Consider the following 25,905-nt stretch of genomic DNA (forward strand, 5'->3'; position numbering starts at 1 on the left):
CAGGCGGCTTTTTTAATGGCAAAATCTGGAGAGTGGCACGCAAAAGTGGTATAACAAATCATCTGCCTTACCCTGCCTGGAGCGCATATGGAAATCACCGAACCACGTCGTTTATATCAACAACTTGCTGCCGAGCTGAAAGATCGCATCGAGCAAGGAGTCTATCTTGTCGGTGATAAACTTCCCGCCGAGCGCTTCATTGCGGATGAAAAAAGCGTCAGCCGCACCGTGGTGCGCGAAGCCATCATCATGCTGGAAGTGGAAGGCTATGTTGAGGTACGCAAAGGCTCCGGCATTCACGTGATTTCTAATCTGCCGAAACACTCTCCCGTCGCGGACGAAAGTCTGGAATTCGCCAGCTACGGTCCGTTTGAGCTGCTCCAGGCTCGCCAACTGATCGAAAGCAATATTGCTGAGTTTGCGGCGACGCAGGTGACCAAGCAGGACATCATGAAGCTGATGGAAATCCAGGAGAATGCCCGTAAGGAAAAATGTTTCCGCGATTCAGAGTGGGATCTGCAGTTTCACGTCCAGGTCGCCCTGGCAACCCAAAATACGGCGCTGGCGGCAATTGTTGAGAAAATGTGGACTCAGCGCGTTCATAACCCGTACTGGAAGAAACTGCACGATCATATCGATTCCCGTACCGTCGACAACTGGTGTGACGATCACGATCAAATCCTTAAGGCGCTGATTCGTAAAGATCCCCATGCCGCTAAGCTGGCGATGTGGCAGCATCTGGAAAACACCAAGCAGATGCTGTTCAATGAAACCAGCGACGACTTCGAATTTAACGCTGACCGCTATCTTTTCGCCGATAATCCCGTTGTTCATCTCGATACGGCCCCCAGTGCCGCAAAATAGATGACCTTCCCGCTGGCAGGTGCCTTGCTGCGCCTGCTGGCTCCAGTGGGTAAGCAAAACATATATAGTGTCAGCCTTTGTAAATCCCCTCGCTCACTTCCTGGGCTTACGCCAAAATCAACTCACGCCTGCAAATTCTGTGACGCAGAACGTTGGGCTTTGTTACAATTGGATTCACTTCGTTATTTTGTAAGTTAGTGCTTGCTAACCAGCCAATTAACAGGGAAACGTGTTGGCCACACCGTAATGTGTCCGCGAGCGACCATAATGAAATCACAACAATGTCGCCGTGCTGTTTGCCCCGGATAACAGGCGTGACGTTAACCGATTTCCAGGAACACTGAATGGAACTTTTGACCCAACTACTGCATGCCCTTTGGGCGCAGGATTTTGAAACGCTGGCCAACCCTTCCATGATTGGCATGCTCTATTTCGTCTTGTTTATGATCCTGTTCCTTGAGAACGGTTTGCTGCCTGCTGCCTTCCTGCCTGGTGACAGTTTGCTGGTGCTCGTCGGCGTGCTGTGTGCCAAAGGGGCGATGGCGTTTCCGCAAACTATTTTATTACTGACCGTCGCGGCCAGCCTCGGCTGCTGGGTGAGCTACATCCAGGGTAGATGGCTGGGCAATACCCGGATCGTCCAGAACTGGCTCTCGCACCTGCCTGCACATTATCATCAGCGGGCGCACCACCTTTTTCATAAGCACGGGCTTTCCGCACTGCTGATTGGCCGCTTTATCGCGTTTGTACGTACGCTGTTGCCGACCATTGCCGGTCTGTCGGGGCTGAGCAGCGCCCGCTTCCAGTTCTTTAACTGGATGAGCGGTCTGTTATGGGTGCTTATTCTGACAACGCTCGGCTATGCGTTGGGTAAAACGCCGGTGTTTATGAAATATGAAGACCAGCTGATGTCCTGCCTGATGCTGCTGCCTGTGGTTCTGCTGGTCTTCGGCCTGATCGGCTCTCTGGTCGTGCTGTGGAAAAAGAAATACGGAGCCAGAGGCTAACGATGGCTATCTCACCGCTTGCCCTGCGCCGTTTTGCCTGCGCCGTGATGACACTGGTGGTGCTCAGCGCCATGCTGCTGGCATGGAGCGCGCTTTCGCACCAGGAATCCACGCTTGCCATTCGCCCGGTGAACCAGGGTGCCAGCGTGCCTGACGGTTTTTCTGTCTGGCATCATCTGGATGCGAACGGGATCCGCTTTAAAAGCATCACTCCGCAGGACGACGTTTTACTGATCAAGTTTGATTCCCGTGCGCAAAGTGCCGCCGCGAAAGTGGTTCTCGACCGTACGCTGCCGCACGGGTATATCATTGCCCAGCAGGAAGATGAGAGCCAGCCTGCAGCCTGGCTCTCTTTGATTCGCGATACGTCGCATCGGTTTGGATAACTTCCAGGATTCCGAATCTTTTCACTCACTTTGGTGAATCCCCCGTTTACTTACTATGCTTAAGTACGCGGAGCACCCCTCGACTGTACTCCGCATAACTTTGGATAGCGGCTTACGCCGCAACACAATGGAAGGTTTCGATAATGAAATTCCGCATGACTCTGGCTCTGGCCCTTTTTTCTTTAAGCACAGCATCCTTCGCAAACTCTCTTTGTCAGGAGAAAGAACAGGATATTCAGCGTGAGATCGGTTATGCCGAAAAGCATAACAATCAGCACCGTGTTGACGGTCTTAAAAAAGCGCTGAGCGAAGTGAAAGCGAACTGTTCAGACAGCAAGCTTCGTGCCGACCACAAGAAGAAAATCGCTGAACAGAAGGACGAGATAGCCGAGCGCCGTCGCGACCTGCAGGAAGCGAAAGAGAAAGGAGATGCGGAAAAAATTGCTAAGCGCGAGAAGAAGTTGAAAGAAGCGCAGGACGACCTGAAAGCGCTGGAAGCTCGCGATTATTGAGTTAACGGAAATCTCAACAGGAGAGAGAATCATGTCAAAAGATACGACGTCTGAACATCTGCGCGCTGAACTGAAATCCCTGGCCGATACCCTTGAAGAGGTGCTGAACTCCTCTGCTGATAAGTCAAAAGAAGAGGTCAGCAAGCTGCGCAGCAAGGCGGAGCAGGCGCTGAAAGAGAGCCGCTATCGCCTGGGTGAAACCGGTGATGCACTGGCGAAACAGACCCGCGAAGCGGCTGCCCGCGCGGACGAATACGTGCGTGATAATCCATGGACGGGTGTAGGAATTGGTGCCGCAGTGGGTGTGGTACTGGGTGTCCTTCTGACGCGTCGTTGATATGGAAGATCCTCGTCACGCACAAGGGCCTGCTAACAACGTCCTCGGCATCGGCCAGCGTATTTTAACAACGCTGGTCGGGATTGCCGAAACGCGCGTCCGGCTGGCAGTAGTTGAGCTGGAAGAGGAGAAAGCCAACCTCTTCCAGATGCTGCTGATGCTCGGACTGACCATGCTCTTCGCCGCGTTTGGTCTGATGAGCCTGATGGTGTTAATCATCTGGGCCATTGACCCGCAGTATCGTCTTAACGCCATGATTGCCACCACCGTCGTTCTGCTGGTAGCAGCGTTGATTGGCGGCATCTGGACGCTGCGTAAAGCGCGTAAGTCCACGTTCCTGCGCCATACGCGTCAGGAGCTGGCTAACGATCGCGCCCTGCTGGAGGATGACAAGCCGTGAGCGGTAAAGCCGAACGTCAAAAGCGAAAAGCGTACCTGCTAAGCCAGATCCAGCAGCAACGGCTGGATCTATCGGCCAGCCGTCGCGACTGGATTGACGCGACGCGACGGTTTGACCGAGGCTGGAACACCTTCCTGAGCCTGCGTTCATGGGCGCTGGTCGGCAGCAGCGTGATGGCTATCTGGACGGTTCGTCATCCAAATATGCTCATCCGCTGGGCGCGCCGTGGGTTTGGTGCCTGGAGCGCCTGGCGTCTGGTGAAAGCAACGTTGCGGCAGCAGCAATTACGCTAGCCTTCTCGCCGGGTGGCGCTGCGCTTACCCGGCAAAATCCTCCCCCTCCCTTACTCAATATCTTTGAAGAAGATTGACAGTTTTCCTTGCTAACAATTGTCACCCGCCCCGTTTATTATCCTCTCCATCGACAGCAACGACGCGGTATCTACCCGGAATTGCAGACAAATAACGTTCAGCCGCTGATGTGGTTTTCTGGAGAGTAAAATGAAAAAATTAGAAGATGTTGGTGTACTGGTAGCGCGTATTCTGATGCCAATTCTGTTCATCGTAGCTGGTTGGGGAAAAATCACCGGTTATGCGGGTACCCAGCAGTATATGGAAGCCATGGGCGTTCCGGGATTCCTGTTGCCACTGACTATTCTTCTTGAGTTCGGCGGCGGCCTGGCAGTCCTGTTCGGCTTCCTGACCCGCACTACCGCGCTGTTTACTGCAGGCTTCACCGTACTGACGGCGTTCATCTTCCACAGCAACTTTGCGGAAGGCGTGAACTCTCTGATGTTCATGAAAAACTTGACCATCGCGGGTGGCTTCCTGCTGCTGGCCGTCACTGGCCCGGGCGCATACAGCATCGACCGCGTTCTGAATAAGAAATGGTAAGCACGCTATACTGAATGAACTCAAAGCGAGGAGACATCTCCTCGCTTTTGCTATCTGACGGAGGAGAAAAAATGGGACAACTCGTAGACGGCGTATGGCAGGATGTCTGGTATGACACCAAATCCACCGGAGGTCGCTTCAAGCGCTCAGTTTCGGCCTTCCGTAACTGGCTGACCGCCGACGGTGCCCCCGGCCCGAGCGGCGAAGGCGGCTTCGCGGCTGAGAAAGACCGTTATCATCTTTATGTTTCCCTTGCCTGCCCGTGGGCGCACCGCACGCTAATTGTGCGCAAGCTCAAAGGTCTCGAATCCTTAATTCCGGTTTCGGTGGTCAACCCACTGATGCTGGAAAACGGCTGGACGTTCGACAGTGATTTCCCTGCGGCAACCGGCGACGAACTGTATCACCACGATTTCCTGTACCAGCTCTATCTGCGCGCCGATCCGCACTACACCGGTCGCGTGACCGTGCCTGTGCTGTGGGACAAGAAAAACCAGACGATTGTCAGCAATGAGTCTGCGGAGATCATCCGCATGTTCAATACCGCATTTGATGCGCACGGCGCCCGCGCCGGAGATTATTACCCGGTTGAACTGCGCGATAAGATTGACGAGCTGAACGGCTGGATTTACGACAACGTCAACAACGGTGTCTACAAGGCCGGTTTCGCCACCAGCCAGGAAGCGTATGACGAAGCGGTCGGGAAGGTGTTTGAATCACTGGAACGCCTGGAGCAGATCCTGGGCCAGCATCGCTACCTGACGGGCGATCGCCTGACGGAAGCGGACATTCGCCTGTGGACCACGCTGGTTCGCTTTGATCCGGTCTATGTCACCCACTTTAAGTGCGATAAACACCGCATCAGCGACTACCTGAACCTGTATGGTTTCCTGCGCGACATCTACCAGATGCCGGGCATCGCGGAAACGGTCGACTTCGACCATATTCGCACCCACTATTTCCGCAGCCACAAGACCATCAACCCGACGGGTATTATCTCCATCGGTCCGTGGCAGAACCTGGATGAACCGCACGGGCGCGACGTCCGATTTGGATAAATATTAAGGGCATCAATAGATGCCCTTTTTTAATTCACAATCTCCATCTATCCTTACTTTGATTGCTTAGAAAACAAGTGATTGACCGATTATTGAGGCAAGGAAAATGGACTGGTATCTGAAAGTACTGCGCAACTACATTGGATTTGGTGGCCGCGCCCGCCGCAAAGAGTACTGGATGTTCGTTCTGGTGAACTTCATCCTCATCATGGTGCTGGGTATTGTGGATAAAATTCTTGGCTGGGAGCGGGCTGGCGGTGAAGGCGTGCTGACCACCATTTATGGCCTGTTAGTCCTACTGCCATCGTGGGCGGTACTGTTCCGTCGGCTGCACGATACCGATCGTTCGGCGTGGTGGTTATTGCTGCTGTTGATCCCGATCGTGGGCTGGATCGTGATTTTGATTTTCAACTGTCAGAGCGGAACGCCGGGCGAAAACCGTTTTGGTCCCGATCCTAAGATCGGCGCGTAAATTACTGCCCGGTGGCGCTTACGCTTACCGGGCCTGTACGCTTATTTGTTGTGGTGCGCAAAGAGCTTTGGAATTTCTCGCAGGCACCACGATTTGGCTTCGCCCATGCTGTCGCGACGCCACGCCATAATGATATCCACTTCGCTGGTGTACTCCGGGCTCACAACCCGCAGTCGTCCTTCCGCAATATCTTTTTCCACAAACGGGTACGGCATCGTCGCCACGCCCAGACCGGCCAGCAGTGCCTGCCGTTTGTCCTCCAGCGAGGTCACCGTCAGACGAGGCTGTTTATCCAGCAGCTGCACCGTCAGCACCGGACGCTCGCGCGCGGTATCCGCTACCGCCACGCCGCGATACTTCACGCGCGTCACTTCAGAGAGCGGCTCGGGCTCCTGATGAATCGGGTGGTTGGGGGCGGCAACGTAAACGTTCATCACGCTGTAGAGCTTGCGCGAGTTGATTTCCGACGATGAGCGGAAGTGCATGTCCGGCGCAATAACGATATCTGCCCTGCCCGTCTCCAGACGTTCCCACGCCCCTGCCAGCACCTCGGTGATGATGGACAGCTGCGTATTGGCCTTCGCCGCCAGGCGGTCCACCAGCGGGAACAGCGCTTCGGTCGGCACCAGCGCTTCGGTCACGAGCGTGAGATGGGTTTCCCAGCCGCGCGCCAGCGCTTCGGCGTCTGTCGTCAGCTTGTCCGCCGCTTCCAGCAGTACGCGGCCGCGCTCCAGCAGCATTCGACCGACGTTGGTGAATTTTGTTCGATGACCGGAGCGGTCAAAAAGCACCACGTCCAGCTCTTCTTCCAGCTTTTGCATGGTGTAGCTCAGCGCAGACGGAACGCGCCCCAGTTCATCGGCCGCTGCCGCAAAACTGCCGCGCCGGTCAATCGCGTCCATGACGCGAAGCGCCTCAAGCGTCAATGCTCTCTCTTTAGCCATCTCGTTCTCATTCAGGAAATTTGAACATACCGGGCAGAATATCTGGCTAACAATGAAGCGTCCATACCTTTACCATTGTTTTAGTGTAAAGAGAGGTCAAGTTTATGATTACGACAAGAACAGCTAAACAGTGCGGACAAGCCGATTTCGGTTGGCTGCAGGCCCGCTACACCTTTTCCTTTGGACACTACTTTGACCCTAAACTCCTCGGTTACGCTTCACTGCGCGTGCTGAACCAGGAAGTGCTCGCCCCGGGCGCATCCTTCCAGCCGCGTACGTACCCGAAAGTCGATATCCTGAACCTGATCCTGGAAGGCGAGGCAGAATACCGCGATAGCGAGGGCAATCATGTCCAGGCAAAGGCTGGCGAAGCGTTGTTAATTTCCACACAGCCGGGCATCAGCTACAGCGAACATAACCTCAGCAAAGACAAAACGCTGACCCGCATGCAGCTATGGCTGGACGCCTGCCCTGAGCGGGAAAATCCGCTGGTCCAGAAGTTAGATTTAACGGGCGATAAGCAGCAGCTGATTGCATCGCCGGACGGCAGTAAAGGTAGCCTGCAGCTGCGCCAGCAGGTGTGGCTGCATCATATCGAACTGAAGAAAGGTGAACAGGCGAGCTTCCAGCTTCACGGTCCGCGCGCCTATCTGCAGTCTATTCACGGTACGGTGCATGCGGTGACGCACGCGGAAGAGAAAGAAGCACTCACCTGCGGCGACGGGGCGTTTATTCGTGATGAAGCGAATATCACGCTGGTGGCAGATACGCCGCTGCGCGCGCTGCTAATTGATTTGCCGGTTTAGAGAATGCCCTCACCTTAACCCTCTCCCAACGGGAGAGGGAACCGATCGAGCCTCGGCAGAATTATCCGGCGCCGTACGCGACGACGAAATCACTCTGCCAGCGCGTTAGCCATATCAGTTCTAATCTGTTTACGCTGTTCCGGCGTTAATACCTGGCTGACGTCGAAGTAATATTTCACGCGGTAATAACGGGTCTGCTCTTCAATTTTGCTAAAGGCGGCAAGCTGGCTTTTGACCGTGCTTTCGTCCCATTTACCCGCCTGGAACATGTCGACCAGCGCGCCGTCCTTCACGCCCGTCATCGGGATCTTGCTGACATTTTGTTCCAGCTGCTTATGCAGCTCTTCAATCTTCTTAACCTGCTCATTGCTGAGCTTCAGGTGCTGTACCAGCGGATCCTGCGATGGAGACGGAGCAGCCTCAACGTTCGCGGCCTGTGCCGTAAAACTGCACACTGCCAGCGAGGCGGCGACCAGCGCAATACGGGTCATTTTCATCATCTTACTGTCCTTACATGCTGTGATAGGAAAAGCGGGCATTGTTTTTCAAGAGCGGATGAATATGTGTGAGTAATTATATAAACAATTTTGTATGTTTCGCGGGCAAAAACATGCCCCCTGGGTTGAGGGGGCATGAGCACTCACATTTAGATTGACTGGGTAAACGTTCGAGAAATCACGTCCTGCTGCTGTTCCCGCGTCAGCGCATTAAACCGCACCGCATAGCCTGAAACGCGGATGGTCAGATTCGGGTAATTCTCCGGATGCGCAATGGCATCCAGCAGCATCTCCCGGTTCATCACGTTAACGTTCAGGTGCTGCCCGCCCTCAATAGATACTTCGTGATGGAAGTACCCGTCCAGCAGCCCCACCAGGTTGGTTTTGCGCACCAGCTCGTCCTTACCCAACGCCTGCGGCACGATAGAGAAGGTGTAGGAGATGCCATCTTTCGCATAGGTAAATGGCAGCTTGGCAACCGATGTTAGCGAGGCCACCGCCCCTTTTCTGTCGCGGCCATGCATCGGGTTTGCGCCTGGCGCAAACGGCGTGCCGCCGCGGCGTCCGTCCGGCGTGTTCCCGGTCTTCTGGCCGTAAACCACGTTGGAGGTGATGGTCAGGATCGACTGGGTCGGCACCGCGTTGCGATAGGTTGGCAGCGCCTGAATTTTCTTCATAAAGCGCTCCACCAGGTCGCAGGCAATGCTGTCCACACGGTCGTCGTTGTTGCCGTACTGCGGATAGTCCCCTTCAATCACGAAATCGACCGCCAGGCCGGTATGGTCGCGCACCGGCTTCACCGTAGCGTATTTAATCGCCGACAGGGAATCCGCCGCCACCGACAGCCCGGCAATGCCGCAGGCCATGGTGCGATAGACATCCCGGTCGTGCAGCGCCATCAGCGAGGCTTCGTAGCTGTACTTATCATGCATGTAGTGAATGAGATTCAGGGCGCTGATGTACTGCACCGCCAGCCAGTCCATAAAGTGATCGAGACTCGCCATCACGGTGTCGTAATCCAGCACGTCGTCCAGCAGCGGCTCGGTTTTTGGCCCGACCTGGATCTTCAGCTTTTCGTCCACCCCACCGTTGATTGCGTACAGCAGCGTTTTGGCAAGGTTGGCGCGCGCGCCAAAGAACTGCATCTGCTTGCCGATCACCATCGGGCTGACGCAGCAGGCAATGGCATAATCGTCGCTGTTGAAGTCCGCACGCATCAGATCGTCGTTCTCATACTGCAGAGAAGAGGTGACGATCGATACCTGCGCGGCGTATTTCTTGAACGCGATCGGCAGCTGTTCTGACCAGAGGATCGTCAGGTTCGGCTCCGGCGCGGGTCCCATGGTGTGCAGGGTATGCAGATAGCGGAAGCTGTTTTTGGTCACCAGCGTGCGTCCGTCCAGCCCCATGCCGCCGATCACTTCCGTCGCCCAGATCGGATCGCCGGAGAAGAGCGTGTCGAACTCCGGCGTGCGCAGGAAGCGCACCATGCGGATCTTCATGATGAAGTGGTCGATCAGCTCCTGCGCCTGCACCTCGCTCAGCCGCCCCGCCTGCATGTCGCGTTCGATGTAGATATCGAGGAACGAGGCCGTGCGCCCCAGCGACATCGCCCCGCCGTTCTGGGATTTCACCGCTGCCAGGTAGGCAAAATAGACCCACTGCACCGCTTCCTGAGCGCCCATAGCCGGACGAGAGATATCAAACCCGTAGTTCGCCGCCATCTGCTGGATCTGCAGCAGCGCGCGCTTGTGTTCCGCCAGCTCTTCGCGCAGGCGGATCGTTGCCTCCAGATCTTCGCCGCGCTCCAGCCTGCCCTGCAGATCGGCAAACTGAAGTTCACGTTCGCGTACCAGATAGCTGATGCCGTAGAGCGCCACGCGGCGGTAATCACCGATGATGCGTCCGCGCCCGTAGCCGTCCGGCAAACCGGTCAGCACGCCGGATTTACGACAGCGCATCATCTCCGGGGAGTAGACGTCAAACACGCCCTGGTTATGGGTTTTGCGCAGGTCGGTAAACAGGTATTCGAAGTGCGGATCCATCTCCCGGCCATAGGCTTCGAACGAGCTGCGGATCATGTTGATCCCACCGTACGGGTGCAGCGCGCGCTTGAGCGGCTTATCGGTTTGCAGGCCGACGATCGTCTCCAGATCCTGGTCGATATAGCCCGGCCCGTGGGCCGTAATGGTGGTGGCAATGTTGGTGTCAAAATCCACCGGGGCGTGGGTGGCGTTCTCCTGGCGAATGCCGACCATTACCTTCTGCCACAGCGCCGTCGTTGCTGGCGTCGCCTGCGCGAGGAAAGCTTCATCGCCTTCATAAGGGGTGTAGTTATGCTGAATAAAATCGCGGACGTTGACGGCGTTTTTCCATTCTTCACCGCGAAACCCGGCCCATGCGTCGCTGTAGGGCGCGACGCCCGTATCGATTGTTACTTTCATGTGATTCTCGCTTTATCAGGCGTAAGCCGCAGCCGGGGTAACCTTCCCAAGACGGAGGGCGTCCAGCGCGATCATTTTTTCTTCGTTGGTAGGGACCACCGCGCAGGCCACGCGGGACGATTCGGTGGAGATCACGCGCTCACCCGCGCTGCCAGGCAGGGCATTTTTAGCGTCGTTGAGGATGATGCCGAAGACTTTCAGATGTTCCGCCACCAGCGCGCGGACAAGCTTCGAGTTTTCACCAATGCCGCCGGTAAAGACTACCCCATCCAGGCGGTGCAGCGACGCCGCGTGCCCGGCGATATGTCGCGCAATGCGGTGAACAAAGGTGTGTATTGCCAGCTGCGCCCGCTCATTGCCTTCGTGCCAGGCTTTCTCCAGCGCGCGTAAATCGGAGGAGATGCCGGAGATCCCAAGCAATCCCGACTCTTTATTGACCACGCGCTCCAGATCCTCTAACGACTGGCCGGTCTGCTGGGCAATCCACGCCATCGCACCGAAGTCCACGTCGCCGCAGCGCGTCCCCATTACCAGCCCTTCCAGCGGCGTCATCCCCATCGAGGTGTCGACGCTTTCGCCGTTGCGCACCGCGCAGATGGACGCCCCGTTGCCGAGATGGGCAATCACCAGGCCGCTGTCATCGGGGGACAGCCCGAGAAGCGTATGCGCCTGCGCGGCCACGTAGCGGTGAGATGTGCCGTGGAAGCCGTAGCGGCGCACGCCCAGCGCTTCAAAATAGCGGTACGGCAATCCGTACAGATACGCCTGCGGCGGCAGCGTCTGGTGGAAGCTGGTATCAAATACCGCCACCTGCTGCACGCCCGGGAACAGGTGCTCTGCGGCTTCCACACCGCTCAGGTTGGCGTAGTTATGCAATGGTGCCAGCGGGGAGACCTGGCGGATCTGCTCAATCACCTCTTCCGTGATCAGGGTCGACTCGCTAAAGAGATTTCCCCCGTGCGCAATACGGTGGCCAATTAAGGCCACGCTGCTCATCAGGTTACGCTTCTCCAGCTCAAGGGCGATGGCAGCCAGCGCCCCTTCGTAGTCCTGGTGAGCCAGCCTGACCGGCTCACCCCCGTTCACGGAAATAAAGGCCTTCTCGGTGTTGATCCCCTCTGCAATGCCCGTCATCAGGGCATCGCAGCTGTTGGCGTCGAGCACCGAAAACTTAACAGAGGACGATCCGCAGTTAATAACCAGTACAACCGGAAACTCAATCATTATGTGACTCCGCTCTTCCTGAGCAATGGTTTAGAACAGTTTGTAAACGATATTCAGAATGGTCAGCAGGCCGACCGCGGTAACGAAGACGTTCTCGGTACGCCCTTTGTATTTTGCCAGCGCCGGTGCTTTGCGGATGGCATACATCGGCAGCAGGCACAGCAGAGAGGCGATGATTGGTGCCCCCATGGCTTCAATAAGGTCGAGAATGTTCGGGTTGGCGTAGGCCACAACCCAGGTGGAGCCCATGATGAACACCATGCTGATGGTGTTCAGTTTGCCAACAGAGACTTTCTTCTTGTCGCCCTTGTAGCCGAACTTGAGGATCAGGCCATTCAGCCCTTCCAGCGTGCCCAAGTAATGACCGAAGAAAGATTTGAAGATAGCAACCAGCGCGATGATGGAGGCACCGTATTCCAGCACCGTCGCGAACGTCGATTTTGTCCCGGACATTGACGCAAAGTGGTTCGCCAGGTAAGAGAGCACCGGAATGTTCTGCGCCTTGGCGTCCGCCATGTTCTGCGGAGAGAGCGTAAACAGGCAGCTAAAGGCGAAGAACATCACCACGGCCACCATCAACAGGCTGGCGCGGCCGATGATTTTGGAACATTTCTGCTCGGTGAACTCTTTTCCGAACTCAGGCTCGTACTCTTCGCGCTTGGAGACCACGAAAGAGGAGACGATAGGCGAGAAGTTGAAGGAGAAGACCATGATGGAGATCCCCAGCCACACCGTGACCAGAATGCCGTCATGGCCGGTGAAGGCGATATCGCTCAGGTTGACCTGGTCGATCACCGCTGAGTTCCAGTAAGGGATCAGCGACAGGGAAATCAGCACCAGGCTGGCAATAAACGGGAACACCAGGAAGCTCATTACCTTCACCATCAGGTCTTTACCAAACCAGATAACAAGGGCCATCAGCAGCAGCAGGAACAGCGCCACCACGCCGCGGTTCAGCGCAGGCAGCTGGAGCTGGTTTTCCCAGAAGGTCATAAAGGTGTTGGTAATGGTGACGCCGTAAATCCACAGTAGCGGGCAAATGGCGAAGAAGTAGAGGAACGTAATGACCACCCCACCCGTCTTACCAAAGTGCTCTTCCACAGTTTCGGTGATGTTGCCTGAGACGTTGCTGCCGGAAAGACACAAACGCGCCAGCGCGCGGTGGCAGTAAAACGCAATCGGGAACGCGAGAACCAGCATCAGCAGGATGGGGATTAATCCGCCAAAGCCCGCGCGGATGGGGAAGAACAGCACGCCTGCGCCAATGGCGGTACCAAACAGGCCAAGCGTCCAGGTGGTATCAGACTTACGCCAGGAGGACGTTTTTGTCTGGCCAACGATAATGCTTTCTGTGTTGCTCATAGGTCACCTTTATGCGTCAACGAAGCCGGTAATTTGGGAAACACGGGAGAGATCGATATTGCCGCCGGAAATAATGCAGACGGTTTTACGACCCTGAATATAGTGATCAAGCCTGCCGCTTAATAACGCGGCACAGGCCAGCGCGCCGGCACCTTCTGTCACCACTTTATTTCGCTGAATAAGCGCGATCATGCTGTCGCGAATGTTGTCTTCGCTCACCAGCACAATGTCATCGACCAGTTCACGAACGATCTCAAAGGTTAATTTCCCCGGACGAGAGACATCGCAACCGTCGGCTAACGTGCCGGTAACGCGATGGTTGGTTATTTCTCCGGCATGCCAGGAGGCCGCCATTCCGTGCACGTTTTCAGACTGTACGCCGATGATATTAATGGTGGGATTGATGGATTTAATTGCCGTTGCAATCCCAGCAATTAGTCCACCGCCGCCGATAGGCACAATGACGTTATCCACGTCATATAAATCTTCAAGAATTTCCAGACCGATGGTGCCCTGCCCGGCGATGACTTTGGCATCGTCGTAAGGGGGAATAAAAATACGCCCTTCCATCTCGACGATTTCGCTGACTTTGGCGATGGTGTCGTTGAAGTTCTCGCCGTGCAGCACGACTTCCGCCGAGTAGTCGCGCGTCGCGGCCACTTTAGACTTCGGCGCCCCCATCGGCATCACCACTTTGCCGTCGATGCCAAGCATGGCGCAGGAGAGAGACACCCCCTGCGCGTGGTTCCCCGCGGAGCAGGCGACAACGCCTTTACGTTTTTCAGCGTCGGTCAGTGAGCTTAATTTGTTAAACGCGCCGCGGATCTTAAACGAGCCGGTACGCTGCATGTTCTCGAACTTCAGGAATATTTCGCCCTTACAGCGTTCGCTGAGATAATTCGAGCGCGGCATACCGGTTTTATATATTTTTCCTGCCAGTCGTTTTCTGGCGTCCTGAATATCTTCAATGGTTACAGGGAGATCGTAGGTAATATGCATAATATCCTCGTTATAATAATTCATTCTTTTTCAGGCAAAGCAAGGGTGTCAGCGCGTTAACACGTTAACGCGCTGGGTGTTTTAAAATAGATACTAATTATTCATCGTCGTCTTTCGATATTCATCGACGAATACTGTTTTGCAAGCTCAACTAATACTGACGCCGATTTTTTAATCCTGTAATTTTTTGACCACACGGCGGCATAACGCGCCACGGGTAATTCATCTTCCACAGGCAGCACAATAAATTGATCGGACCCGAATGGCGCAATCATGTCGCGGGGAATCACCGTCAGATAATCGGCATTCAGGACAAGGTTATAAATGGTGACGACCGAATCGGTCTGGACGATGCTTTCGATGCTGATGTGGTTGTCTTGCAGGGTGGTCAGAAGTTCTTTGTAGTAGCCCATATCGGTTTGCGGCATCACCCACTGCTCATGCGTGAGCGATGCCAGTGTCGTCGGGCCGGTGCACGTTCGCGTTTTACTGGCGACCAGCACAAATTCGGACTCAAACAGCGGTTCGACGTGCAAATCCTGAAGCAACATTTCATCGCTAAGGGTGCCAATAGCGAAATCCAGACGACCGTCGCGAATGGCCGGAAGGAAAGATGAGAGCTGGGCTTCATACATCGAGACGCGTGCTTTCGGGAACACTTCCTTGAATTTTTTGATCATCTCAGACAGGAAGGTAAAGCCGATTAGCGACGGGTAACCAAAGGAGACGTCCATAACGGTGCTGAAGCTCAGGCTGTTAATTTCACTCACCATGTTTTTCATTTCGCGGGTGATCGACTCTGAGTACGAGAGCAGAACCTGGCCCGCGGCAGTGAGTTTTACGCCGGTGTTTTTACGCACCATCACTTCCACGCCGAAGTAGGTCTCAATATCGCTGATGATTTTGCTGACGGCAGGTTGCGTCAGGCCCAGCTGTCTTGCTGCAGAACCTATGGAGCCACTTTTAATGACTTCCTGAAATACCACGAGGTGCTGTGTTTTCGGTAGAATAATAGTGTTCATAATATTCTGCGCTTATTTCCCTATGACGGGGTGAATTCTACTCAATAATCTTTAAAGGGGTATGTGCTGTTACTCACAATTTGCTTTCCCGACCCTTTAACCCACACACCAAAAACAAAATAAAATCTTTATATTTCATTAGCATACAACGATATAAATATGCTACTACGCTGATATTGATCAACAAAAATAGCGGTAATAAATTAATTTTATGGCGATAACCCGGATAAATTTTGCCGTCCGGAAAAAATCAATAAAGACGATATTTCAGGCAATTAAAGGCCAATAAATAACCGCTATTTGTTTGAAACATTCTTTCAATTTATCAAGTTTTTCTAACGCGAATTTTCAGGCTTGCGGAAAAGAGTGGAATACGTCACATATTCACGGGAGAAATGTATTTGATTTAAATATATGCATATCAAACGAGAAAAGTTTCGCGATCATTAAGATAACAATCATAACAAATTTTCAATACTGAAAATCGTGCATTCTTTAGCGTGAAATTTTGTGATGGCGATCGTCTATAGACGCAGGAGCGATACTGTGGGGATAAAAACAGTGAAATGTGCTTAATGTCGCAAATATGAGAATTGATGTCGTTTGTTCGGTTGCCGGGCGGCGCAGCGCTTACCCGACCAGCAACATTCAGAAAGCAAAAACCCCGCCGAAGCGGGGTTTTTTAAGAAGTGAAACTGACCGATAAGCCGGGTTCTGTCGTGGACAGTCATTCATCTAGGCCAGCAATCGCTCACTGGCTCAAGCAGCCTACCCGGGTTCAGTACGGGCCGTACCATGTGAACCCCTATTTGGCCTTGCTCCGGGTGGAGTTTACCGTGCCACGGACTGTTACCAGCCGCGCGGTGCGCTCTTACCGCACCCTTTCACCCTTACCTGATCCCGCTTGCGCGGGCCATCGGCGGTTTGCTCTCTGTTGCACTGGTCGTGGGTTTCCCCCCCAGGCGTTACCTGGCACCCTGCCCTATGGAGCCCGGACTTTCCTCCCCTCCGCCCGTCTCCCCCGAAAGGGACGACGACGAAGCGGCGACTGTCTGGTCAGCTTCGGCGCGCAGTATAGAGGGTTTGCACGCCGCTGTCACCCTCAGGTATGGGAAAGCCGTGATTAACGCGCCACTTCCACCTTCGCCAGTTTTTCGTAATAGCATGCAATCGCGCTGTGATCTGCCGTGCCCAGGCCATCGGCACGCAGCGCCTGCATCATCTCCATGACCGCCGCGGTCAGCGGCAGCTGCGCGCCCACGCCGTGGGAGGTATCAAGAGCGTTCGCCAGATCTTTGATATGCAGGTCAATGCGGAAACCGGGTTTGAAATTGCGATCCATGACCATTGGCGCTTTGGCATCCAGCACGGTGCTGCCCGCCAGACCACCGCGAATAGCCTGGTAGACCAGGTCCGGATTGACGCCCGCTTTGGTTGCCAGCGTCAGTGCTTCAGACATGGCGGCAATGTTGAGTGCCACAATCACCTGGTTTGCCAGCTTGGTCACGTTACCCGCCCCAATCTCTCCCGTGTGCACCACGGAGCCCGCCATCGCTTTCATCAGGTCGTAGTATCTATCGAAAACGGCTTTATCACCGCCGACCATCACCGACAGCGTGCCGTCGATCGCTTTCGGCTCACCGCCGCTGACCGGCGCATCCAGCATATCGACACCCTTTGCCTTTAGCGCCTCGCTGATTTCACGGCTTGCAAGCGGTGCGATAGAGCTCATATCGATCAGCACCAGGCCAGGCTTCGCGCCCTCGATAATGCCGTTTTCACCCAGCGCAACCTCTTTGACATGCGGGGAGTTAGGCAGCATGGTGATGATGACATCGCACTGCTCGGCAATGGCTTTAGCGGTGGTGGCCGTTTCAGCGCCAGCCGCTATCACCTCTGCCACGGCCTGCGGATTGTGATCGGATACCACCAGTGAGTAACCCGCTTTGATGAGGTTCTTACTCATTGGTTTACCCATGATGCCCAGGCCAATAAAACCCACTTTCAGCGTCATAATCTGTTTCCTCAATGATGGTTATTTTTTAAAAGCGTCGGCTAATTTCTGCGTGGCCGAGCGGAATACGCCGAGGTCGCTACCGACGGCAACAAACGTGGCTCCCCACTCCAGATAGCGACGGGCGTCAGCCTCAACCGGTGCCAGAATGCCGCACGGTTTGCAGTGTGCTTTAGCACGGGCAAAAATGTGCTGGATCGCGCGCTGCACGTCAGGGTGGCTGGCATTACCCAGATGGCCAAAGGCGGCAGCCAGATCGCTTGGGCCAACGAAGATACCGTCCACGCCGTTGGTGGCTGCAATCGCATCGACGTTATCAACGCCCTGCTGGCTCTCAATCTGAACCAGAATGGTGATGTTGCTGTTGGACTGCGCGAAGTAGTCCGGCACGGTGCCAAACATATTGGCGCGATGCGAAACGGAAACGCCGCGAATCCCTTCTGGCGGATAGCGCGTAGAGGCTACGGCCAGTGCCGCTTGTTCTTCCGTCTCCACAAACGGGATCAGGAAGTTATAGAAGCCGATATCCAGCAGGCGCTTGATAATCACCGGCTCGTTGGTGGGGACACGCACTACAGGGGCGCTGTGGCTGCCTTTAAGCGCCATCAGCTGCGGAATAAAGGTGCTGATATCGTTCGGCGCATGTTCGCCGTCCAGCACCAGCCAGTCGAAACCAGCCAGGCCCAGCACTTCGGTGCTGATAGGATTTGCCAGCGCGGACCAGCAGCCAATCTGAATCTGGTGTGCCGCGAGGGCCGCTTTAAATTTATTCGGGAAGATAGCGTTATTCATCGTATTTACCTTTTTAATTCCGCAGCCTTTTTCAGCATCATTTTATTTATTCAGACACCGCGCCATCATGATATTTATTATTCGGACATATTCTGGCGTAATAAAATCGTCATTCAGTATAAGATGCAATCCACGACCGCACATTGTTTTAATGCTCAGGTATTACGCTATTTTTTGATAAAAATTTTTGCATATGCACAAAGCACTGGGCGCTAATGCACAGAATCAAGGATTACGGGTTCTGAAGCGATCGGGATCACATTTTGCTATTCATTCTACTGACATGCTTTATTTCTGAAAGCCGCGTATTTATTTCTACCATTAGAAAAATGGCTGAATTTATTATCAGACTTTTTGCTGGAGAATACTGAACAATGGCCGACATTGAAATTCGACAGGCACCGCCGACGGCGTTTTATATAAAAGTTCACGACGCCGATAACGTGGCGATTATCGTCAACGACAATGGCTTAAAAGCGGGAACCCGCTTTCCGGACGGGCTGGAACTGATTGAGCATGTTCCGCAGGGACATAAAGTCGCCCTGGTGGATATCCCTGCTAACAGCGAAATCGTACGTTACGGTGAAGTCATCGGCTATGCCGTTCGCTCTATACCACAGGGGAGCTGGGTTGAGGAGTCGCTGGTGGCGCTTCCGGAAGCACCGCCGCTGAATACGCTGCCCCTGGCGACCCGCGTGCCGGAACCGCTTCCTCCGCTGGAGGGCTATACCTTCGAAGGCTACCGCAACGCGGACGGCAGCGTCGGCACTAAAAATCTGCTCGGCATTACCACCAGCGTACACTGCGTGGCGGGCGTAGTGGATTACGTGGTGAAAATCATCGAACGCGATCTGCTGCCGAAATATCCGAACGTCGACGGCGTGGTTGGCCTGAACCACCTCTATGGCTGCGGCGTGGCGATTAACGCGCCCGCTGCCGTGGTGCCTATCCGGACCATCCACAATATCGCCCTGAACCCGAACTTTGGCGGTGAGGTGATGGTCATTGGCCTCGGCTGTGAAAAATTGCAGCCAGAACGCTTGCTTCAGGGGACCGAGGATGTCAAAGCCATCCCGGCAGACGAGGCCAGCATCGTGCGCCTGCAGGACGAGCGCCACGTGGGTTTCCGCTCAATGGTCGATGACATTCTGCAGGTGGCAGAGCGACATCTGGACAAACTCAACCGCCGCCAGCGCGAAACGTGTCCGGCGTCGGAGCTGGTGGTCGGAACCCAGTGCGGCGGCAGCGATGCCTTCTCCGGCGTGACGGCCAACCCGGCGGTGGGCTTTGCGTCCGATCTGCTTGTTCGCTGCGGCGCAACGGTGATGTTCTCCGAGGTGACCGAAGTGCGTGACGCCATCCATCTGCTGACGCCGCGCGCCGTTAATGAAGAGGTCGGCAAGCGTCTGCTTGAGGAGATGGCCTGGTACGATAGCTATCTCGAGATGGGCAAAACCGACCGCAGCGCCAACCCGTCTCCAGGCAACAAGAAAGGCGGCCTGGCAAACGTGGTGGAAAAAGCCCTTGGTTCGATTGCCAAATCCGGGCAGAGCGCGATTGTGGAAGTGCTCTCTCCGGGCCAGCGCCCGACGAAACGCGGCCTGATTTACGCGGCAACGCCGGCCAGCGATTTCGTTTGCGGCACGCAGCAGGTCGCGTCCGGCATTACGGTGCAGGTCTTTACCACCGGGCGCGGCACGCCGTACGGCCTGATGGCGGTACCAGTGATCAAGATGGCGACACGCACCGAGCTGGCAAACCGCTGGTATGACTTAATGGACATCAACGCGGGTACTATCGCGACCGGAGAAGAGAGTATTGAGGACGTGGGCTGGAAGCTGTTCCACTTCATTCTGGATGTCGCCAGCGGGCGGAAGAAAACCTTCTCCGATCAATGGGGATTACATAACCAACTGGCGGTGTTCAACCCGGCACCGGTGACGTGATTTTCCGTCCCACATCTATCCCGCATTGAGGTAACCCGTCGGACAAGCCGCAAACCTTCCAGGTTGAGGCGATACCTGCTAGCTAAAAGACACATAACGATCCGTAGGCCGGGTAAGGCGTAGCCGCCACCCGGCAAAAACCGGCAGGGGATGCCTTACTCCCCCTGCTGCTCCAGCGCATACTTATACAGCGCATTTTTCTTCACGCCGTGAATTTCTGCCGCCAGCGCAGCGGCTTTCTTCAGCGGCAGTTCCGCCTGCAGCAGCGTCAGCGTGCGCAGCGCGTCGGCAGGAAGCGCGTCTTCTTCCGCCTTGTGCCCTTCGACAATCAGCACCATTTCACCCTTGCGGCGGTTTTCGTCTTCCTTCACCCACGCCAGCAGTTCGCCCACCGGTGCGCCGTGGATGGTTTCCCAGGTTTTAGTCAGCTCGCGCGCCAGCACCACGTAACGGCCTTCTCCCCAGACGGTCACCATATCTTCCAGGCTCTCCAGCAGGCGGTGCGTGGATTCGTAGAAAATCAGGGTGCGCGGTTCCGCTTCCAGGTCTTTTAAGACGTCGCGGCGGCCTTTGGATTTGGCAGGCAGGAAGCCTTCATAGCAGAAACGGTCAGACGGCAGACCTGCAGCGCTTAATGCAGCAATCGCGGCGCACGGCCCGGGCAGCGGCACAACGCGAATACCGGCTTCGCGACAGGTACGCACCAGGTGATAGCCGGGATCGTTGATCAGCGGCGTACCGGCGTCGGAGACCAGAGCAATGTTCTGCCCCTCTTTCAGCTTCGCCACCAGCGTTTCGGCTTTTTGTTGCTCATTGTGATCGTGCAGAGCAAACAAACGGGCGTTAATCGCGAAATGTTGCAGCAGCAGGCCGGTGTGGCGGGTATCTTCAGCAGCAATTAAATCAACAGCTTGCAGTACGGTGAGCGCACGTTGGGTAATATCAGACAAATTCCCGATAGGAGTAGGTACAATATAAAGCTGGCCTTGAGAATTATCTGCCGTTTCGTGTTGTTTCATTGTTTCGTCCGTATTGCCGATTTAATATTGAGCATTGCGTAAAAAAAATCACTGGATACAGTATGGTACCGTTAACGTTTCTTCGAAAAAAAGCCACGCGCAGCGTGCCGCTTCTGCTGGCAGCCCTGATCTTTGCAGGCTGTGGCACCCAGGCACCTGACCAGAGCACCGCCCATCTTCAGGGTTCTGCTCAGGCTGATTCTGGCTTTTATCTGCAGCAAATGTCGCAGAGTTCAAATGATACCAAGACCAACTGGCAATTACTCGCCATTCGTGCACTGCTGAAAGAGGGTAAAACCCAGCAGGCTGCCGAACTGTTTAACCAGTTGCCGAAAGATCTTAACGACGCCCAGCGTCGCGAGCAGAGCCTGCTCTCTGCCGAGCTGAAGGTCGCGCTGAAAGATTACGCCGCCGCGAAGAAGATCCTCGGGGACATTGACGTGAGCGCGCTGGATAAAAACCAGCAGGCTCGCTTCTGGCAGGCGGGCATTACCGCTGAGCAGGGGCGCCCTTCCCTGACGCTGCTCCGCGCCCTCATCGCGCAAGAGCCGCTGCTCGGCGGTGCCGAAAAGCAGAAAAATATTGATGCCACCTGGCAAGCGCTGGCTTCGATGACGCAGGAACAGGCGCAGGCTCTGGTCATCAACGCCGATGAAAACGTTCTTCAGGGCTGGCTGGATCTGCAGCAGATGTGGTTTAACAACCGCAGCGATCCAAAGATGCTGAAAGCCGGTATTACGGACTGGCAGACACGCTACCCGCAAAACCCGGGTGCGAAAATGCTGCCAACCCAGCTGGTGAACGTACAGAACTTTAAGCCAGCGTCCACCAGCAAAATCGCCCTGCTTCTGCCGCTCAACGGCCAGGCGGCGGTGTTTGGCCGTACCATTCAGCAGGGCTTTGAAGCAGCGAAAAACGGTACTACGTCGGTAACCGGCAGCGCAGTTCCCGCTCAGGCAGCCCAGGCGGCTAACGTGAGTGATGTTGTCAGCCCATCCGCCGCCGAGACCAGCGACCTGACCACAGCGCAAGCTCCGGCGCAGGGCACGATGCAAAACCCGGTGACGGCCCCGACGACGCCTCAGGCTACAGCTGCACCGGCTACAACAACACCAGCTACGGCAGCACCTGCGCCCCAGGCTCCGGCCGAGACCCAAGCGGCACCAGCACCTGACGCAACGGCAGAACAGCCTCAGCAGCAGACTGCACAACCCGCGGCCCAGCCTGCCGATCAGCCGCAGGCCGTAGCAACCACCAGCGCCAACCCGGGCGCTGAGGTGAAAATTTACGACACCAGCTCGCAGCCGCTTGACCAGGTTCTGGCTCAGGTTCAACAGGACGGGGCGAGCATCGTTGTCGGTCCGCTGCTGAAAAACAACGTGGAAGAGCTGATGAAGAGCAATACCACGCTGAACGTGCTGGCGCTCAACCAGCCTGAGCAGGTTCAGAACCGGGCCAATATCTGCTACTTCGCGCTTTCCCCTGAAGATGAAGCCCGCGATGCGGCGCGTCATATTCACGAGCAAGGTAAGCAGGCTCCGCTGCTGCTCATCCCACGCAGCGCGCTGGGCGATCGCGTGGCGAATGCCTTTGCCGATGAGTGGCAGAAGTTGGGCGGCGGCGTCGTGCTGCAGCAGAAATTCGGCTCCGTCTCTGAACTGCGTGCGGGCGTAAACGGTGGAGCGGGTATCGCGCTTAACGGCAGTCCTGTCACCGCGAGCCTGCCGCAGCAGCAGGGCGTGACGATTGGCGGCCTGACGATCCCGGCCCCGCCTACCGACGCACAGATTAGCGGTGGCGGTAAAGTGGATGCGGCCTATATCGTTGCCACGCCGCAGGAGATCGCCTTTATCAAACCGATGATCGCGATGCGTAACGGCAGCCAGAGCGGCGCAACGCTCTACGCCAGCTCACGCAGCGCGCAGGGCACCGCCGGCCCGGATTTCCGTCTGGAAATGGACGGTCTGCAGTACAGCGAAATCCCGATGCTGGCTGGCAGCAATCCGGCGCTGATGCAGCAGGCGCTGAGTGCCGTACGTAACGATTATTCTCTGGCGCGTCTGTATGCGATGGGTGTCGATGCATGGGCGCTGGCGAACCACTTTACCCAGATGCGCCAGGTGCCGGGCTTTGAGCTTAACGGCAATACCGGCGATCTGACCGCCACCCAGGACTGCGTGATCAACAGGAAGTTATCATGGCTCAAATACCAGCAGGGGCAGATCGTCCCGGCCAGTTAAGCCGAAAAGAGACCGGCGATGCGTGGGAATTAAAGGCGCGTCGCTGGCTTGAAGGCAAAGGACTGCGTTTTATCGCCGCCAACGTCCGCGGGCGCGGCGGCGAAATCGACCTGATCATGAAAGACGGTCAGGTCACCGTGTTTGTAGAAGTCCGCTTTCGACAGTCCTCTCGTTTTGGCGGTGCTGCCGCCAGCGTGACGCTCGCCAAACAACATAAATTATTACAGACTGCCCACTTGTGGCTTGCCCGCCATAATGGGAGTTTTGATACTGTGGATTGCCGGTTCGATGTGATAGCCTTCACCGGAAATGAGATCGAATGGCTTAAAAACGCTTTTGGCGAAGACGCATAATTAAGATTTAAAAGGGATAACGTGCTCGAAAGAATTAAAGTGTGCTTCACAGAAAGCATCCAGACTCAGATTGCCGCGGCGGAAGCCCTTCCGGATGCTATCTCGCGTGCCGCAATGACGCTGGTGCAATCCCTGCTTAACGGCAACAAAATCCTCTGTTGTGGCAACGGCACGTCAGCCGCCAACGCACAGCATTTTGCTGCCAGCATGATCAATCGCTTTGAAACAGAACGCCCGAGTTTACCCGCCATTGCACTTAATACCGATAATGTGGTCTTAACGGCGATTGCTAACGATCGTCTGCATGACGAAATTTACGCAAAGCAGGTGCGAGCCCTGGGTCACGCCGGAGATGTGCTGCTGGCCATCTCCACGCGCGGCAATAGCCGGGATATTGTCAAAGCCGTTGAAGCTGCCGTCACCCGCGACATGACAATCGTGGCCTTAACCGGCTATGACGGGGGTGAGCTGGCGGGTCTGCTTGGGCCGCAGGATGTGGAAATCCGCATTCCTTCTCACCGGAGCGCACGTATTCAGGAGATGCATATGCTCACGGTGAACTGCTTATGTGACTTGATCGATAACACGCTTTTCCCTCACCAGGATGATTAAGGAGTTCTTATGAAGGCTTTATCGACCCTCGCAGTCCTTATGTCTGCATTACTGCTTCAGGGATGTATCGCTGCGGCCGTTGTGGGTACCGCCGCGGTAGGCACCAAAGCGGCAACCGATCCGCGAACCGTCGGAACGCAGGTGGATGACGGTACGCTGGAGCTGCGCGTCAACAGTGCGCTGTCGAAAGACGAACAAATCAAGAAAGAAGCGCGTATCAACGTGACGGCTTATCAGGGCAAAGTGCTGCTGGCAGGTCAGGCACCGAATCTGGAGCTCGCCTCTCGTGCGAAACAGATTGCGATGGGCGTAGAAGGGACCACTGAGGTGTTTAACGAAGTGCGTCAGGGCAAGCCAATTGGCCTGGGTGATGCCTCTTCCGATACCTGGATCACCACCAAAGTACGCTCCCAGCTGCTGGGCTCGGACCAGGTGAAATCCTCCAACGTGAAGGTGACGACAGAAAACGGTGAAGTGTTCCTGCTGGGTCTGGTGACCGAACGTGAAGGGAAAGCGGCGGCCGATATCGCCAGCCGGGTGAGCGGCGTGAAGCACGTCACTACTGCGTTTACTTACATCAAGTAAGCTACACCCGACTGTAAGCCCGGTGAGCGCTCGCGCCACCGGGCTTTTTTTCACATCAACGCAATACTCCCCACTATCACCCCGCTCAACGTCACCAGCCCTGCGGTCAGCCACAGCGCTTTCGCCGGGAATGACTTACGCAGCATAATCAGCGACGGCAGGCTGATGGCAGGCAGCGTGATGAGCAATGCCAGCGCCGGCGCGGTGCCCATACCGGCCAGCATCATGGTCTGAACAATGGGAATTTCTGCGGCTGTAGGGATCACAAACAGGCAGCCTGCAACGGCCATCGCAATGACCCACAACAGCGTGTTATCGATAGCGCCATCCGCATGCGGGAAGAGCCAGACGCGCGCCGCCCCGAGAACCAGTACCGCCAGGATATAGACCGGGATGGTGCTCCAGAAAAGCTGCCATAGCGCCTTGCCCCAGCGTGCGAAGAAACCGCCCTGCGGCTCGCTAACGTCCAGCTCAACAGACGCGGACTCTGGCGCCTTATCCTTCACCAGATTCTGCACCAGCGTCGCCACCACCAGCACGGTCAGCAGTCCGGCCACCAGACGAATGAACGCAAAATGCCAGCCCAGTACAAAGCCCATAAACACCAGCGTTGCCGGGTTGAGCAGCGGGTTGCCCATCCAGAACGCCAGCGCGCCGCCCATCGACACGCGCTGGCGACGCATCCCGGCAGCCACAGGCGCGGCGCAACAGGAGCACATCATCCCCGGCAGGGAGAAGATCGTTCCCAGCAGCGTACCCTGAAAGCGCGGCTGTCCAAGGGTTTTCACCAGCCAGTTGCGCGGGATCAGCACCTGAATCAGTGAGCCGAGGATCACGCCTAAGACCGCGGCCTTCCAGACGGCAAGAAAGTAGACCATGGCATAGTCCCACGCCGCCTGAAGCGGGCTGGCATCAGCCTGAGCGAGAATAGATTTACCGATGCTGTGCGTTTCGGCGGCGGTGAAGGCTTTACCGTAGTACGGCTGCCATTTCACGTACCAGAGGCCAACAATGACCACGAGAAAAAAGAGTGCGGGCTTCCACCATTGAACAGGTGTTGCCGCCTGAGATGAAGACTGACCAGTCATAGCATTCCCCGGAGAGTATGAGTTATTAG

General features: G+C 55.6%; 27 protein-coding genes and 1 other RNA gene. 16 read left to right on the top strand and 12 right to left on the bottom strand.

All coding sequences use genetic code 11. The features are described from left to right. Positions 1 to 87 precede the first annotated feature (87 nt). From exuR to USH94_RS15530, 10 genes are all read left to right on the top strand, one after another. Entirely contained in the window at positions 88 to 864 is a 777-nt protein-coding gene (gene exuR / locus USH94_RS15485; RefSeq protein WP_023615584.1) for a transcriptional regulator ExuR, read from the top strand. A gap of 344 nt (positions 865 to 1,208) precedes the next feature. Continuing rightward, positions 1,209 to 1,871 (top strand): DedA family general envelope maintenance protein YqjA, encoded by a 663-nt coding sequence (yqjA, locus tag USH94_RS15490; protein WP_008503144.1) that lies wholly within the window; start codon positions 1,209 to 1,211, stop codon positions 1,869 to 1,871. A 2-nt stretch (positions 1,872 to 1,873) separates the two neighbouring features. Continuing rightward, positions 1,874 to 2,257 carry an EnvZ/OmpR regulon moderator MzrA gene (gene mzrA, locus USH94_RS15495; protein ID WP_023344960.1) on the top strand — a complete coding sequence of 128 codons (384 nt, stop codon included), beginning with the start codon at positions 1,874 to 1,876 and terminating at the stop codon, positions 2,255 to 2,257. Positions 2,258 to 2,400: 143 nt separating this feature from the next. After that, positions 2,401 to 2,769, top strand: a complete 369-nt coding sequence (locus USH94_RS15500) for a DUF1090 domain-containing protein (protein ID WP_023309291.1) — start codon at positions 2,401 to 2,403, stop codon at positions 2,767 to 2,769. A gap of 31 nt (positions 2,770 to 2,800) precedes the next feature. Further along, positions 2,801 to 3,106 carry a DUF883 family protein gene (locus USH94_RS15505; protein WP_008503141.1) on the top strand — a complete coding sequence of 102 codons (306 nt, stop codon included), beginning with the start codon at positions 2,801 to 2,803 and terminating at the stop codon, positions 3,104 to 3,106. Position 3,107: 1 nt separating this feature from the next. Beyond that, a complete protein-coding gene (locus USH94_RS15510) occupies positions 3,108 to 3,506 on the top strand; it encodes a phage holin family protein (RefSeq protein WP_014885329.1) in 399 nt (132 codons plus the stop codon). Continuing rightward, complete coding sequence (locus USH94_RS15515) at positions 3,503 to 3,799, top strand: YqjK-like family protein (RefSeq protein WP_111964937.1); 297 nt, start codon at positions 3,503 to 3,505, stop codon at positions 3,797 to 3,799. The genes USH94_RS15510 and USH94_RS15515 overlap by 4 nt, the downstream gene beginning before the upstream one ends. 207 nt (positions 3,800 to 4,006) lie before the next feature. Further along, positions 4,007 to 4,399, top strand: a complete 393-nt coding sequence (locus tag USH94_RS15520) for a DoxX family protein (protein ID WP_023309292.1) — start codon at positions 4,007 to 4,009, stop codon at positions 4,397 to 4,399. Positions 4,400 to 4,470: 71 nt separating this feature from the next. Beyond that, entirely contained in the window at positions 4,471 to 5,457 is a 987-nt protein-coding gene (locus tag USH94_RS15525; protein WP_111964938.1) for a glutathione S-transferase family protein, read from the top strand. Positions 5,458 to 5,563: 106 nt separating this feature from the next. Further along, the gene (locus USH94_RS15530) at positions 5,564 to 5,929 is read left to right on the top strand and encodes a DUF805 domain-containing protein (protein WP_023294635.1); all 366 of its coding nucleotides are present in this window, start codon (positions 5,564 to 5,566) and stop codon (positions 5,927 to 5,929) included. A gap of 41 nt (positions 5,930 to 5,970) precedes the next feature. Here the strand turns inward: USH94_RS15530 and yhaJ are convergent, their stop codons facing one another. Then, on the bottom strand, positions 5,971 to 6,873 hold the full coding sequence (gene yhaJ / locus USH94_RS15535) for a DNA-binding transcriptional regulator YhaJ (RefSeq protein ID WP_008503135.1): 903 nt from the start codon (positions 6,871 to 6,873) through the stop codon (positions 5,971 to 5,973). 104 nt (positions 6,874 to 6,977) lie between these two features. On the opposite strand from yhaJ, the gene USH94_RS15540 reads away from it, so the two are divergent. Further along, complete coding sequence (locus USH94_RS15540; RefSeq protein WP_023294637.1) at positions 6,978 to 7,679, top strand: pirin family protein; 702 nt, start codon at positions 6,978 to 6,980, stop codon at positions 7,677 to 7,679. An 89-nt stretch (positions 7,680 to 7,768) separates the two neighbouring features. Here USH94_RS15540 and USH94_RS15545 read toward each other — a convergent pair whose 3' ends face one another. The 9 genes from USH94_RS15545 to garL all read right to left on the bottom strand — a co-directional run bounded on the left by USH94_RS15545 (position 7,769) and on the right by garL (position 18,033). Further along, positions 7,769 to 8,179, bottom strand: a complete 411-nt coding sequence (locus USH94_RS15545; RefSeq protein ID WP_111964939.1) for a Spy/CpxP family protein refolding chaperone — start codon at positions 8,177 to 8,179, stop codon at positions 7,769 to 7,771. A gap of 146 nt (positions 8,180 to 8,325) precedes the next feature. Further along, positions 8,326 to 10,620 (bottom strand): formate C-acetyltransferase, encoded by a 2,295-nt coding sequence (pflB, locus tag USH94_RS15550; protein ID WP_111964940.1) that lies wholly within the window; start codon positions 10,618 to 10,620, stop codon positions 8,326 to 8,328. 15 nt (positions 10,621 to 10,635) lie between these two features. Next, positions 10,636 to 11,844, bottom strand: a complete 1,209-nt coding sequence (gene tdcD / locus USH94_RS15555; protein WP_111964941.1) for a propionate kinase — start codon at positions 11,842 to 11,844, stop codon at positions 10,636 to 10,638. 30 nt (positions 11,845 to 11,874) lie between these two features. Next, entirely contained in the window at positions 11,875 to 13,206 is a 1,332-nt protein-coding gene (gene tdcC / locus USH94_RS15560) for a threonine/serine transporter TdcC (RefSeq protein ID WP_111964942.1), read from the bottom strand. Positions 13,207 to 13,215: 9 nt separating this feature from the next. Further along, positions 13,216 to 14,205: a bifunctional threonine ammonia-lyase/L-serine ammonia-lyase TdcB gene (gene tdcB, locus USH94_RS15565; RefSeq protein WP_111965010.1), complete on the bottom strand. Its 990-nt coding sequence runs from the start codon at positions 14,203 to 14,205 to the stop codon at positions 13,216 to 13,218. Positions 14,206 to 14,306: 101 nt separating this feature from the next. Then, complete coding sequence (gene tdcA, locus USH94_RS15570) at positions 14,307 to 15,227, bottom strand: transcriptional regulator TdcA (RefSeq protein ID WP_111964943.1); 921 nt, start codon at positions 15,225 to 15,227, stop codon at positions 14,307 to 14,309. A gap of 687 nt (positions 15,228 to 15,914) precedes the next feature. Then, positions 15,915 to 16,291: RNase P RNA component class A (rnpB, locus tag USH94_RS15575), an RNA gene on the bottom strand. A 59-nt stretch (positions 16,292 to 16,350) separates the two neighbouring features. Then, positions 16,351 to 17,241 carry a 2-hydroxy-3-oxopropionate reductase gene (gene garR, locus USH94_RS15580; protein ID WP_111964944.1) on the bottom strand — a complete coding sequence of 297 codons (891 nt, stop codon included), beginning with the start codon at positions 17,239 to 17,241 and terminating at the stop codon, positions 16,351 to 16,353. 21 nt (positions 17,242 to 17,262) lie between these two features. Continuing rightward, on the bottom strand, positions 17,263 to 18,033 hold the full coding sequence (gene garL / locus USH94_RS15585; protein ID WP_111964945.1) for a 2-dehydro-3-deoxyglucarate aldolase: 771 nt from the start codon (positions 18,031 to 18,033) through the stop codon (positions 17,263 to 17,265). 374 nt (positions 18,034 to 18,407) lie between these two features. Between garL and garD the strand changes: the two genes are divergently transcribed. Further along, positions 18,408 to 19,979 carry a galactarate dehydratase gene (gene garD / locus USH94_RS15590; RefSeq protein WP_111964946.1) on the top strand — a complete coding sequence of 524 codons (1,572 nt, stop codon included), beginning with the start codon at positions 18,408 to 18,410 and terminating at the stop codon, positions 19,977 to 19,979. Between the two features lie 155 nt (positions 19,980 to 20,134). On the opposite strand, the gene rsmI is transcribed toward garD, so the two are convergent. Beyond that, positions 20,135 to 20,998 (bottom strand): 16S rRNA (cytidine(1402)-2'-O)-methyltransferase, encoded by an 864-nt coding sequence (gene rsmI, locus USH94_RS15595; RefSeq protein ID WP_111964947.1) that lies wholly within the window; start codon positions 20,996 to 20,998, stop codon positions 20,135 to 20,137. A gap of 62 nt (positions 20,999 to 21,060) precedes the next feature. Between rsmI and USH94_RS15600 the strand changes: the two genes are divergently transcribed. From USH94_RS15600 to dolP, 4 genes are read left to right on the top strand one after another with little or no spacing between them, the layout of a single operon-like run. After that, the gene (locus USH94_RS15600) at positions 21,061 to 23,238 is read left to right on the top strand and encodes a penicillin-binding protein activator (protein WP_111964948.1); all 2,178 of its coding nucleotides are present in this window, start codon (positions 21,061 to 21,063) and stop codon (positions 23,236 to 23,238) included. Next, positions 23,196 to 23,591, top strand: coding sequence for a YraN family protein (locus USH94_RS15605; RefSeq protein ID WP_111964949.1), 396 nt, complete (start codon positions 23,196 to 23,198; stop codon positions 23,589 to 23,591). The genes USH94_RS15600 and USH94_RS15605 overlap by 43 nt, the downstream gene beginning before the upstream one ends. Before the next feature lie 21 nt (positions 23,592 to 23,612). After that, positions 23,613 to 24,203, top strand: a complete 591-nt coding sequence (gene diaA, locus USH94_RS15610) for a DnaA initiator-associating protein DiaA (protein WP_003861754.1) — start codon at positions 23,613 to 23,615, stop codon at positions 24,201 to 24,203. A 9-nt stretch (positions 24,204 to 24,212) separates the two neighbouring features. Continuing rightward, complete coding sequence (gene dolP, locus USH94_RS15615; RefSeq protein ID WP_111964950.1) at positions 24,213 to 24,788, top strand: division/outer membrane stress-associated lipid-binding lipoprotein; 576 nt, start codon at positions 24,213 to 24,215, stop codon at positions 24,786 to 24,788. 50 nt (positions 24,789 to 24,838) lie between these two features. Here dolP and USH94_RS15620 read toward each other — a convergent pair whose 3' ends face one another. Next, positions 24,839 to 25,876 (bottom strand): permease, encoded by a 1,038-nt coding sequence (locus tag USH94_RS15620; protein ID WP_111964951.1) that lies wholly within the window; start codon positions 25,874 to 25,876, stop codon positions 24,839 to 24,841. Between the last annotated feature and the right edge of the window lie 29 nt (positions 25,877 to 25,905).

The sequence above is a fragment of the Enterobacter sp. 148H3 genome (assembly GCF_034107425.1).
GTDB lineage: Bacteria > Pseudomonadota > Gammaproteobacteria > Enterobacterales > Enterobacteriaceae > Enterobacter > Enterobacter vonholyi.